Source organism: Butyrivibrio sp. M55 (assembly GCF_900116865.1).
GTDB lineage: Bacteria > Bacillota > Clostridia > Lachnospirales > Lachnospiraceae > Butyrivibrio.
This window is the reverse complement of the sequence record NZ_FPCD01000002.1, coordinates 366324-378386: the sequence shown is the minus strand read 5'-3', so window position 1 is coordinate 378386 and position 12063 is coordinate 366324. Positions and strand designations below refer to the sequence as shown.

11 protein-coding genes are annotated in these 12063 nt (G+C 41.1%); 1 reads left to right on the top strand and 10 read right to left on the bottom strand.

Annotated features, from left to right (window positions below; all coding sequences use genetic code 11):
- Positions 1 to 27: 27 nt before the first annotated feature.
- From purE to BM398_RS04010, 10 genes are all read right to left on the bottom strand, one after another.
- On the bottom strand, positions 28 to 528 hold the full coding sequence (gene purE / locus BM398_RS04050) for a 5-(carboxyamino)imidazole ribonucleotide mutase (protein ID WP_026655389.1): 501 nt from the start codon (positions 526 to 528) through the stop codon (positions 28 to 30).
- 117 nt (positions 529 to 645) lie between these two features.
- On the bottom strand, positions 646 to 2745 hold the full coding sequence (locus BM398_RS04045) for an aminopeptidase (RefSeq protein WP_092336525.1): 2100 nt from the start codon (positions 2743 to 2745) through the stop codon (positions 646 to 648).
- A gap of 25 nt (positions 2746 to 2770) precedes the next feature.
- Entirely contained in the window at positions 2771 to 3133 is a 363-nt protein-coding gene (locus BM398_RS04040) for a DUF6142 family protein (RefSeq protein ID WP_051199124.1), read from the bottom strand.
- Between the two features lie 24 nt (positions 3134 to 3157).
- Complete coding sequence (locus tag BM398_RS17085) at positions 3158 to 3310, bottom strand: hypothetical protein (protein ID WP_026655392.1); 153 nt, start codon at positions 3308 to 3310, stop codon at positions 3158 to 3160.
- Between the two features lie 46 nt (positions 3311 to 3356).
- The gene (gene pyrE / locus BM398_RS04035; protein WP_092336524.1) at positions 3357 to 4043 is read right to left on the bottom strand and encodes an orotate phosphoribosyltransferase; all 687 of its coding nucleotides are present in this window, start codon (positions 4041 to 4043) and stop codon (positions 3357 to 3359) included.
- Between the two features lie 163 nt (positions 4044 to 4206).
- Positions 4207 to 5130: an orotidine-5'-phosphate decarboxylase gene (gene pyrF / locus BM398_RS04030; RefSeq protein ID WP_092336523.1), complete on the bottom strand. Its 924-nt coding sequence runs from the start codon at positions 5128 to 5130 to the stop codon at positions 4207 to 4209.
- Positions 5131 to 5145: 15 nt separating this feature from the next.
- Positions 5146 to 5913, bottom strand: a complete 768-nt coding sequence (locus BM398_RS04025; RefSeq protein ID WP_026667554.1) for a response regulator — start codon at positions 5911 to 5913, stop codon at positions 5146 to 5148.
- Between the two features lie 27 nt (positions 5914 to 5940).
- Complete coding sequence (locus BM398_RS04020) at positions 5941 to 8793, bottom strand: response regulator (RefSeq protein ID WP_092336522.1); 2853 nt, start codon at positions 8791 to 8793, stop codon at positions 5941 to 5943.
- A gap of 160 nt (positions 8794 to 8953) precedes the next feature.
- Positions 8954 to 9151, bottom strand: coding sequence for a hypothetical protein (locus tag BM398_RS04015; RefSeq protein WP_026655399.1), 198 nt, complete (start codon positions 9149 to 9151; stop codon positions 8954 to 8956).
- A gap of 42 nt (positions 9152 to 9193) precedes the next feature.
- The gene (locus BM398_RS04010; RefSeq protein ID WP_092336521.1) at positions 9194 to 10588 is read right to left on the bottom strand and encodes a cobyrinate a,c-diamide synthase; all 1395 of its coding nucleotides are present in this window, start codon (positions 10586 to 10588) and stop codon (positions 9194 to 9196) included.
- A gap of 317 nt (positions 10589 to 10905) precedes the next feature.
- Between BM398_RS04010 and BM398_RS04005 the strand changes: the two genes are divergently transcribed.
- Entirely contained in the window at positions 10906 to 11760 is an 855-nt protein-coding gene (locus tag BM398_RS04005; RefSeq protein ID WP_092336520.1) for an aldo/keto reductase, read from the top strand.
- Positions 11761 to 12063: the final 303 nt, after the last annotated feature.

Sequence of the window (12063 nt, the reverse complement as noted above, 5' to 3'; positions counted from 1 at the left end):
CTCGCATTTTGCCTGTTTATATTCCAATCAATAGTTCTTGTATCCGACTTCCTGAAGTCTTGCGTCCTTGGCAACAACTCCGTCCTTAAGTGATGCTGTATACTTCTTAAGCTTTTCAAGAAGCTCCGCATCTCCCGTTGCCAGAATCTTTGCAGCAAGAATACCTGCATTTGCTCCACCGTTGATAGCTACTGTAGCAACAGGAATACCTGTAGGCATCTGAACTATACTGTATAATGAATCACGGCCCCCCAAAGAAGTTGTGTGCATAGGGATTCCTATTACGGGCATGGGAAAGATTGCAGCACACATTCCGGGAAGATGTGCTGCCATTCCTGCTCCGGCGATAATTACTTTAAATCCCTTTTCCTCTGCAGTCTTCGCATATTCAAAAAATTCATCGGGTTCTCTATGAGCGGATATTATCCTCATATCGTATTCGATTCCGAGCTCCTCCAGAATATCTGCAGCTTTTGCCATAACGGGCATATCTGAATCACTACCCATTACTATTCCAACTTTTGCCATGTTTTCCTCCATTTTTCTGCTTCAACATTTAGCCACTTGTATCATAGCACAACACAATATATTGTGCCACTTTTTTATTCAACCAATGGTTTTTTTTCTTACATCCAATGGTTTATTTTATTCATCCAAAGGCTTATTTAATTCCTCCGTGCCGGGAAGCACGAATCTGCCGTTTTCTATGATAGTTATGCCGGTTCCGTCCTCTCTTACGGCTCTGATCTCACCAAGTTCATCATACGGAATCGTTATATCTGTATGGCAGCTGAAATATGCCTTATCAGGATCTGTTTTTCTCTTTGAGGAAATCTCATTTTCCTTGGCTATATGCCTCTTTCCGTCAAAGTTAAATGTGTCATTGTCCTCTTCATAGGAATAACACGTATCACCTACCGCAAAGTGCGGTCCCGTCTTCTCTGCGATCAATATATCGAGCTTGTCCGCAATATTAAATTTCCTTGCAAACGTGTATGCCGTCGTATTTGTTCCGATGGCAAACTCTCCGATCGGCAGAGTATCGTGATTATACATGATATTTTGCTTTATATAGTTTTTGTTGTCTTCCTCAGTTATAAAATTTGCACAATTGTAATCTTCGATGCATCCGTCCTTAAATTTAATCTCGAGGTCTTTAAAGTAAAGTCCCATGAGATAAACACCCGAAACGTGCAGTATTCCTGATGTTCCGGCAAGTACGGGGGATGTAAATACTTCTCCGACAGGAATATTTACATCGGCAACACAGTTCTCAAAATTTGTTTCCTTCTCTTTGTCTTTTATCTCATGAAGCATAACCTTGATATCTGTGCGATTATCGCCCATTCCCTTGACTGTCACGTACTTTGCTTCATCAAGAGCATCTATGATCTTCTTCTGAATATTCTGATAAAGATTGTAATCAAGCGTGTTTATCTTGACCGTCTCGTCAAAGATAGCCTCGTACTGCTCTCCTATATCGGGAACAGGGAAAGAAATGATCGTAAAGCTTCTCTCTTTTCCTATAATATATTCATTCTGGATAAGTGACGCCTGAATCTTATAACCGCTAAGGAGCTTACTCTGCTCGTCGCTAAGATGAATTGCTTCCTTCTTCTGTTCGGGTGAAAAAGGTACTTCACCGAATCCTTCAAGTACGGCGGGACCTCCGTAGAGTTTTGCTTCCTTCTTGTACTTTTCACCTGCTGCCCTTACAGCCTCAAGTCGTCTGTTTACAAGAGCCGCATCAAGGAACAATCCGTCATCATCCTTGTGGTCATAATCAAACTGCTTGTTTGGAATTGCGCCGTGACAAGCATTTCTTCTGGCACTTCCGCCCATATAGAAATTACTTGGAATAAAACGATAGATTCCGGATTTAAGACCGATCTTCTCAAAATTCAAAACAGCTTTTTTGATAATTCTCTCAAATCCCAAAATATAAATTACAGAAGCGGTGCTTTTAATGCTGATATCCTTGCCTGTTGCGGCAAAACCAATGCGATATCCTTCCGTAAAAGTGGTTGCTATCTTATCAATCTCTTCTTCTGACATCTCGATAAGATGCTGTGCGGTCTTTATCTCGTTGTCTGAAATATACTCTCCGAATTTATAGAGGTATCTTATATCAGTCAGATCACTGTTCATTATGATATCCCTGAAATAATCTTTTTCGGGGTTAACTATCTGAGCGAATCTGACCATTCTCTCTTCCTCGGCATAATCGCTGTAGAACCAGTACATTATCTGTCTGACGTCCTCATACTCAGGAAGTTTGCCTTCAGCGGAAGCCTGCACGAATGCTCCGTATACTTCAAGAAAGAGCTCTGTTCTGATCACAATCTCATACTTCTGAAGTTCAAAAGCATTAGCAATCATGGATCTGAGCTCAAAATAAAGGGATGACAAGATCTTTCCGAATGTTTCTCCGAGTCTGTCACATGCATATGCCGGATTACCGTAGCTCTTATCATAGTTTTCGGGAAGAATGTCGCTGTAGAGCTTTTTGTTTCTTGCCTGAAGCTCTTCCAGAGAATCATTGTCTTTTCCGCCGTTTTCAGACCATTTATAGGTCTCGTCTATCATGAGAATAAAGTCTTTTACCGCATGAAAATAGTTATCAATCTCTTTATTCTCCAAATGCTCATCGGAAATGCCCGATACCCTCTCCATTGCAAGGGCATATCTCTCATCGGTAACATCATTTCCGACGCTAAATTCAAATACTGCTTCGTTTTCAGTCATTGTCCTATTCCTTTCGTTCCTCGAATCACATAAATCCCAATACCAGAATGAAAATGATAAAGAGAACCGCGATCAGGTTAAGAATAATCCCAAGATTAGGGAACAATTTAAATATATCTTTTTCCATTCGGGACATGATTCCCAGAGCGAGTCCCAAACATGAAAATATCGCCGCAACAAATGCCGCTGCGGCGTATCGCATAAAAGCCTGCCCTCCGTTCCTGTATGAAAAGAGTACCACTGCCACCAATGATACATCTGACAGGAGTCCGAGTATGGTAGACATTATTCCTTTTTCGGGATGCCTGTTATCGGTAAAAACGTACTTTTCCCTAAAATGGCTAAGTTTATTAAGAATCTTTATCTTTTTTAAATTGAGTTTCTTCATATCTACCGGTTGTCTGTTATGTCTTTAAATAATCACATTTTTGCGACTGCCAAGAAGTTTTGCTCCGCATATAATAAGCAATATTCCGGCAGTTATTCCAACTACAAGTGAAACCACTCCCAATGCTATATTCATGGCTCCTGTGCCACCAAGCACTTTGTATGTATGTTCTTCCATACCAAATACCTCCTTAGAATATCAGAGTTATTTATGGAAACGCTGATTAAAGCGTTTCCTTAGCGCCGTACTCAGCGTAATACTCATCGATTGCCTTCTTGATGTCCTTTGTAAGAAGAACTTCTCCGTCAATCTGTCTGTTATAAAGATAACTTACAACGTCATCCATTGTAACAATCGAATGTGCGCTGAAACCATATCTTTCTTTGATCTCGTCAAGAGCGCTCATATCGCTGTCCTGACCTTTTTCCTGTCTGTTCAAAGAAACCATAAGGCCTACGATATCGCAATCCGCCTGAGCCTGAATGATCGGAACGGTCTCTTCTATAGACTTTCCTGATGTTGTAACATCTTCAATTATAAGAACTCTGTCTCCGTCACGGAGCTTTGTTCCCAAAAGGATTCCCTTATCGCCGTGATCCTTTATCTCTTTTCTGTTTGAGCAATATCTGATTTCTCTTCCGTAGAGCTCGCTGATTGCCATACTTGTTGCAACCGAGAGAGGAATTCCCTTATATGCAGGTCCAAAGAGAACATCAAACTCAAGTCCGAATGTATCGTGAATTGCTCTTGCATAGTAGTTACCGAGCTTTTTAAGCTGTGAACCTGTAACATATGCTCCCGCATTCATAAAAAAAGGAGATTTACGACCACTCTTCAGAGTAAACTCTCCAAACTTAAGGACATTGCTGTCTACCATAAATTCAATGAACTCTTCCTTATATCTTTCCATAACTCATAAACTCCTTTTTATTTCGTTTTTACTCAGAAAAAATATCCAAGCCCAATCCTCTGACAAAGTATTATAACATCTAACTTTAATATCTACAATTAATATATTAAAGTAAGAAATCACACTTCGTTTATCAGAGTTTGAACATGGATATCTTTATTATTTATTCAGCGAGCGCACCCGCAATATCTGCCTTCATATCAAGCACTGCAGCTCTTGCTGCTTCTCCGACCTTTCCGTCATTGAACTGCTTGTAATTGTCGCTCTTCCATGCTGCTATGATTCCTCTTGAAGAATTTACGATAGCACCAAGTCCGTCTTTATTAAAGAAATTAACAAGGTCTTTGCCCTTGCCGCCCTGTGCGCCGTATCCGGGAACAAGGATATATGTCTTTGGCATAAGCTCTCTGAGAACTTTACCCATCTCAGGATATGTGGCTCCGACAACAGCTCCGACATTGCTGTAATCGCCATCCATTGACTCTTCGCCCCACTCTCTTATCTTGGCTCCGACAACTTCGTAGAGCGGCTTTCCGTCTACAAGCTTATCCTGGAACTCTCCGCTTGAAGGATTTGATGTCTTTGCAAGGACGAATATTCCCTTATCTTCTTTATTACAGATATCTATGAAAGGCTTAACACCGTCAGATCCAAGATAAGGATTAACAGTTACGAAATCTTCATCAAAGCCCTTAAATACTTTATCGCCAACCTTAACGCCGCCAAGGTGACCAACCGCATAAGACTGGGCTGTTGAACCTATATCGCCTCTCTTGATATCACCGATAACGATAAGGCCCTTTTCTTTACAATAATCTACAGTTTTCTTAAATGCGATAAGACCGGGAATTCCAATCTCCTCGTACATTGCTATCTGTGGCTTTACAGCGGGAACAACATCATATACGTTATCAATGATTTCTTTGTTGAACTGCCAGAACGCCTCCGCAACTCCCTCAAGGTTCTCACCCTTCTCCTCAAAGCATCTTTTCTTTATCGCTTCGGGTACAAAATCAAGCTTGGGATCGAGTCCCACAACAATAGGCGCACCTGTGTTTACAATCTTGTCAATAAGTTTTGAAATCATATAACTGTTCCTTCCTCACTTTTTTCTTGATCTTATGATAAAAAACTCATCAATGGCATTGGTAAGTTTTTCTTTCGGCATGGATTTAAGGAGGTACTTCTCGGGCTTTAATCCGACTACTTTCATAACACTCTCCTTGTCATCCTTAGCGGTAAGGAAGATAACCGGAATATCTTTATACGCAGGAGTACTTCTCATCTCCTTGAGTACGGCCGCACCGTCCATTCCGGGCATTTCGTAATCAAGCAGTACCAGATCGATAGGATTTTTTGCCAAAAAAGACAACGCGATCTTACCCGAGCTTGCCATGTACACGTGATACTTTACCGACAGCCAGGTTCTCATCATCCTGAGCATAGTTCCGTCATCGTCAATTATGAGGATCTTCTTTTTCAGCTCATCGTCAAGCTCGCTGTATTCAACTACGGAATTAAGCTGTTCCGTAAGGTGCTTGACATCAAGAGGTCTAAGATACGTCTCCTGAACTTTCTCTTTTGCAATATACTCAAGCGCCAGATCAAGTTCCTCTTTGTTTCCTATGATATAGAGCAAAAATCGCTCGCTGTCTATCGCATCATTCAAATACTCAAACAACTCATAGTCGGATTTTGACAGATCTCCCATATACAGAAGGTAGATCATAGGCCTGTCTTCCATAACCTCGATCTGCTCTTTGTCGGGTTCCATCATTAAAACTCCGTATCCTTCTTTCTCGAGCCCCTTTTCTATAGCGTTAACCATAAAGCTTTTTTCGTGGCCAATTAAGAGTACGCGTTTTTCCATATCCTGTCCTTCCGCTTTGCGCTATTACTACAATATATTCAACAGTCCGTCTCTGTCAACTGCTGCCATAAGTCTTTTTACCTTTTCATATTTTTCAACATATTCATCGGGAATCTTATATTCACCAAGCATATTCATGATGTCATCCGCGCTATCAAAATACGATCCCGATACAAATTCTTTTATCGCCGAAAAAGCATCTGTAAGCTCCGATTCAGGTATTACAGGCTTTTCGGAATCACCTTCGTTTTCATCTCCCACAACAGGAGACAATTTATTGATATAACTTCTGTAAAGCTCAAGAAGTTCCGGTGTCTTCTCCTCAATCTCCGATTTATTCTTCTCTTCCGCGCACTTTTCAAGATGCTCAGCCATTTCTGAAAGTTCCAATGCTCCTATTGCCTTTGCGGAGCTCTTAAGCCCGTGCACATAGATCATGTAATTCTTAACATCATCTTTTGCATACTTTTCTATAAGATCCGCTCTCTCCTTGATGGAAAGCCAAAAGTCCTGCATGACATCAACCACAACTTTTGAAGATCCGCAACGCTCTATGGCACTCTTAACATCAATGCCCTGCACCTTCATAAGTTTAAGTGCAGTCTCGTCTTCTTTTTTCGTATCTCCTTTTTCTGTCTCAACAAAATCATCGTCTCCCGGTATGGAAACTTTATATGAAGGAAGATAACTAAGTATCATCTCTTCAAGCTTTGGCGGTGAAACAGGCTTTGAGAGGTAATTGGTAAAGCCCTCCCTAAAATACATCTCTCTGGATCCCGAAACCGCGTTTGCCGTAAGCGCCACAACAGGCGTCTTCTTATTTAGATTATTTGCCATTCCCTTCATCATATGAAGCGTCTGGATGCCGTCCAGCTCAGGCATCCTGTGATCAAGGAAAATGATATCGTAGTTATTTTCAGTCACAAGCTCAAGAGCTTTCCTTCCGCTAAGCGCTGTATCCACAGTAATAAGCGTCTTTTTCAAAAGACCTTGTATCACCGCAAGATTCGTGCTTATATCATCAACAACAAGAATCTTTGCCTTAGGCGCATGGAAACTTTCTTTATACTCCTTTTTGTTTACTTTGCCTTGTTTGTAATCCTTGGCAAAGTTGCCAAGCGGCTCCCTGTCCACAACAGTCTGTATTATTTCAAAAGAAAACTCAGACCCCTTTCCGTATTCACTCTTTACGTTAAGCTTTGAGCCCATGAGTCCCAAAAGACTGGTAACAATGGTTATTCCAAGTCCCGTTCCCTCGATTGTTTTGTTTCTCTTTTCATCAACTCTCTCAAAAGCAAGTGTGAGCTTATCGATGTCCTCATCTTTAATTCCGATTCCGGTATCGGTTATGCGGACTCCAAGAACAATCTTTTCATCAAACATGTCATCATGCGCCAAGGGATCATATTCTTTCATATAAATATCCATAGTAACGGAGCCAACATCCGTGTATTTAACCGCATTCGTAAGAAGATTCATGATGCACTGCTTTATCCTTGTCTCATCACCGTACAGAACATGCGGTATATCCTCGGAAATATTCGCCACAAAATCAATTCCCTTTTCATAAGCCTTAACATCGATCATATTTATGAGGTCGTTTATCATCGAGCCAAGTTCATACTCGCTGGGGATGATCTCCATTTTTCCCGCTTCGATCTTGGAGAAATCAAGAATATCGTTGATGAGGGCCAAAAGAGTTTTTCCCGAGCTTTGAATATCCGTCGCATAGCTTAAGATATCCTCATCCTTGCATTCCCTCAGTATCATTTCATCAAAACCAAGAACAGCATTTATAGGCGTTCTAATCTCATGCGACATATTGGAAAGAAATCTCGACTTGGCTTCGTTCGAGCTCTTTTCCACCCTGAGCTGATCTTCTATAAGCTGCCTGCTCTTTACAAGCTCAATGTATTCCATGAATCTGTAAAAAGTAAGATCTATAGCATGATACAAATCTTCTATCTCATCGTTGGTATCTATCCTAAGTCTGTGAACTCCCTCCACGCTGGCATTTATGTCCGTATCCTGGGAATTGTAAATATCAGTCACGGCATTCGACAAAATTCTTATAGGCTCAGCAATTCTGTACTGTGCATAGTTATTAACAAAAATCGCCATCGGCGTAATTATGATTGATATGAGCATCGCCATCTCAATCCCGCCCCGAAATGTCATATCTGCGTAAAGTTCTCGCGATGCAATCTCCGCTATAATCCCAAGCACTATCGCCTCAAAGACGATTATCTGCATTACAACGCTTCCGATTCTGGACTTACCTTCAACAACGTATCTGTCATCCTCATCAAGCTTTGTTGTGTCCACATAGTACATTCCGCATCCAAGCTGCAATTTGATATCATCAGGCAATTTTTTAAACAGAATATATATGAAAAAACATGTAAACAGGCATCCGGGTGCCTCTCTGAAAAACAGCGGAATAAGCTTACCCGGATCAAACCCTGCCAAGCCAACGCCATTAAGCACGAGCTTACAAAAGCCCCACAGGTCTCCCAGGATGAATTGCAATATCACAGAAGCAAGTATTGTTTTAAAAAATTTCTTGAAAAAACCGGTTCTGGTAAGAACATTAACAGCGCAAGCGATCAGCAGATATGCAAAAGCATGATACATGATCGATCCTTGCAAAAAAGAACCAAAGAAAAATATAAGAACAAGGCTCAGCATTCCGGGGATGATACCACAAAGTGCCGTGACAAGCATGATTGGAATATACTTAATAGTCCTTAATATGGAATCCGGCCCGGTTAACCCTAAGGTATCGGCGAAAATCAAAGTAAGGACAGATGCTACAAGTACAAGCGTCAGATCTACCCGGTTTCTTTTGGTGGAAAAAACAAAATACTTACTTCTTCTCATAAGATCACCTGTAAACTACTGTTACGTGCAAGTACAAAGCATATACGTTAATACGTATCTATTTTATCATATTCTTATACTTGAAAGACATACTAAATAGATAATTCCCACGAAAAAAGAGTTGCTCACTATGCAACTCTCATCCTAATTGACTCTGAAATCACTCCACAATATGAAGTGCCCAATAATTGTTTTTATGGTTTATGAGGACGGGTGCGGATACAAAGGCCTCATCGCCGACATAGCACCTGTCTTTTTCTTTATCAAATGTATACTTTCGTCCCTCGGAGTCATGCTCATTGATGTAATCAAGCGCCTGCTCAAGGGTCTCATCATTTTTACAAAGATGTATGTTCATTTCGTCATGCGTTTCCTCTCATAATTATATGAATCGTCGCCCTTAAATCTGGGATCGTCCAACCAGCATGCTTGCTGCGAATCTCTCGATAAATGAATTGCATGAAGGATAATAAAGATGCGGGAATCCTGCGAAAAGATTTCCTTTTATCTGAATTCCTTCCCAAGAGCGGTTCTGCGTACCCTTTGTGATCACGCAGGTATCTCCGTTGTCAGTTGTGTCGTAATAGTGGAACTCATGACCGTTTATACATTCAAACGGCTTTAAATATGTATTTTCTTTTGCGGCAGCTATAGTCACATAGCCAAATCTCGTTAGCTTTCCCGTCATGAAAGACTTACCGGGGATTGCGCCAACCATCTTATAGGTGTTGCCATCCTTGTCCTCAAGTTCTTCCTGAAGATACATAAATCCGCCGCACTCCGCAATAATAGGAACATTATTGTCTGCCGCATTTTTAATATCCTCAAGCATCAAAGTGTTCTCAGACAGCTCTTTTGCGTGAAGTTCCGGATAACCTCCTCCGAAGATATAACCGTCCGCCTCAGGAAGTCTTTCATCATGAAGCGGTGAAAAGAACTCCAGCTCTATTCCCATATCTCTCATGAGATCAAAGTTATCTTCATAATAGAAGCAAAATGCTTCATCCTTTGCGACCGCAACCTTCAAAGGTCCGCCCTCTGCAGGCTCTGCGCAAAGCGGAAGTGCAAAACTGTTTTGCAAAGTCCTGAAACTCTCTGCTTTCTCTGCAATATCAAGAAGCTTTTCGAAATCAAGAGTTTCCTCAAGCTTATCGGCTACCGCATCAATTTTTTCCAAAATATCAGGAATCTCATCGGGAAGCACAAGTCCAAGGTGCCTGCTGTCTATACCGGCTTCTTTTATAAAAGGAATATATCCGACGACCGGAATATGCACCTCTTCCTCAATGCGCGATGATATATCTTTTGCGACCATCGGAGAGATATTATTCAATATTATTCCCTTAATTGGATTGTTAATTCTTCCGACATAATCGAAGAATCCCTGTACTACGGGAATTATCGACATGCTCATGCCTTTTGCATTTACAACAAGTATGGCAGGTGTCTCCGTTTCTTTGCTTATATCATAGCTTGAACCGTCTGTTCCGGACATACTTATCCCGTCATAAAAGCCCATTACACCTTCTATAACGCCAAAATCTTTTCCCTCACTGCCTCTGTCGAGTGTGCGGCGAATACCGTCTTTTCCTGCCATGAAAATATCAAGATTTCGTGAAGGAACATCTAAAACTGTTTTGTGAAAAATCGGATCGATATAATCGGGTCCGCATTTGAATACAGCGGGATTATAGCCTCTTCTTTTGAGAATCCTAAGAAGCGCGCAAGTCACTATAGTCTTACCACTGCCGCTTCCGGTTCCGCAGATCATTACTCTAGGAAAATTATTAGTCATAGTTACCCCTTGTTGTAATAGTAAAGCATTTTCTCTTAATTCTATAATACAACATATCCTTGCTTTTGTAAGCGTTTTTTAAATTATTTTTTAACTCTGTTCATTAATACACAACAAAACGGTCAATAAATCAGATATTTGTTAATTATCACTAATTCGCGATCATGATATAAAAAGCATGAGTTCTATGATATATAATTCAGAAATGCTTTTTATCCGAAACTACATACCTGATTCAAATTATATGTTACTATGGTGTGAGTATGAATCTTACGACAATACCGATGATATCGGCATAAAAAAGAGAGGTACATTCAATGAATACACTTACTGACAGAATCAAGCTAAATAACGGAACCGCGATTCCATGCCTTGCTTTTGGCACATATAAGATAAAAGATCCGGCAGAAGCCTACAATTCCGTGAAATCCGCACTTGAAATCGGCTACCGTCACATCGATACAGCCGCCTTTTACGAGAATGAAAAGCAGGTCGGACAGGCAATAAACGACTTTATCGCAACAGGTACCGCAAAAAGAGAAGACATCTTTGTTACCAGCAAAGTCTGGAAGTCAGAACTTGGCTACGAAAAGACTCTTGCTGCTTTTGAAAAGACTATGAGCGAGATCGGTCTGGATTATCTTGACCTCTATCTCATTCACTGGCCCGCATCATATGCATTTGACGATGACTGGGAGAACACAAACCGCGAAACCTGGAAGGCGATGATAGAGATATACAAGTCAGGAAGAGTTAAAGCAATCGGCGTTTCAAACTTCCTTACTCATCACCTCAAGGCGCTCATGGAATTTGACATCATCCCCGCAGTCGACCAGATTGAGATAAATCCCGGCTTCCTTCAGAAAGATACAGTAGATTTCTGTCAGGAACACGGCATCCTCGTAGAGGCCTGGAGCCCGCTCGGAAGAGGTAAATCCCTTGAGCATCCGCTTCTTAAGGACCTTGCGGAAAAATATGACCGCACCGTTGCTCAGATCATCCTTCGCTGGGAAATGCAGCACGACGTTGTTCCGCTCCCCAAGTCCGTCAATCCCGAAAGAATCCGCTCCAACTCTGAGCTGTTTGACTTCGAACTTTCGGAAGACGACATGGAGATGATCGACGAGATCGAGCCTTACGGCAATTCCGGCCACTCACCGGATCAGGCATAAGAACATTTTTGATAACGGTATGACTTTTTCAGAGCAATAATGCTAAAAAAGTCATGCCGTTCTCTATTTTTTCGACCGACCGTCCTTCTTTTTCCTCTAGTCATATGACTTTTCTGAGCAAAACTCTCTAAAAAAGTCATATGTTTTTTCTTATTTTCGGGAAATCCCATGACTTTTTCAAGCCAAAACCATCAGAAAAGTCATACACACCTTCTTTTCAGCAATTATCTATTCTTCATTTCCCATAAGTTATATGACTTTTTCAAGTCAAAAATACTCAAAAAGTCATGCAGCCACTTTTTT

Excerpts from the sequence above, each read along its gene's own strand:
- purE (WP_026655389.1), bottom strand. The coding sequence starts at position 528 with ATGGCAAAAGTTGGAATAGTAATGGGTAGTGATTCAGATATGCCCGTT.
- BM398_RS04045 (WP_092336525.1), bottom strand. The coding sequence starts at position 2,745 with ATGACTGAAAACGAAGCAGTATTTGAATTTAGCGTCGGAAATGATGTT.
- BM398_RS04040 (WP_051199124.1), bottom strand. The coding sequence starts at position 3,133 with ATGAAGAAACTCAATTTAAAAAAGATAAAGATTCTTAATAAACTTAGC.
- BM398_RS17085 (WP_026655392.1), bottom strand. The coding sequence starts at position 3,310 with ATGGAAGAACATACATACAAAGTGCTTGGTGGCACAGGAGCCATGAAT.
- pyrE (WP_092336524.1), bottom strand. The coding sequence starts at position 4,043 with ATGGAAAGATATAAGGAAGAGTTCATTGAATTTATGGTAGACAGCAAT.
- pyrF (WP_092336523.1), bottom strand. The coding sequence starts at position 5,130 with ATGATTTCAAAACTTATTGACAAGATTGTAAACACAGGTGCGCCTATT.
- BM398_RS04025 (WP_026667554.1), bottom strand. The coding sequence starts at position 5,913 with ATGGAAAAACGCGTACTCTTAATTGGCCACGAAAAAAGCTTTATGGTT.
- BM398_RS04020 (WP_092336522.1), bottom strand. The coding sequence starts at position 8,793 with ATGAGAAGAAGTAAGTATTTTGTTTTTTCCACCAAAAGAAACCGGGTA.
- BM398_RS04015 (WP_026655399.1), bottom strand. The coding sequence starts at position 9,151 with ATGAACATACATCTTTGTAAAAATGATGAGACCCTTGAGCAGGCGCTT.
- BM398_RS04010 (WP_092336521.1), bottom strand. The coding sequence starts at position 10,588 with ATGACTAATAATTTTCCTAGAGTAATGATCTGCGGAACCGGAAGCGGC.
- BM398_RS04005 (WP_092336520.1), top strand. The coding sequence starts at position 10,906 with ATGAATACACTTACTGACAGAATCAAGCTAAATAACGGAACCGCGATT.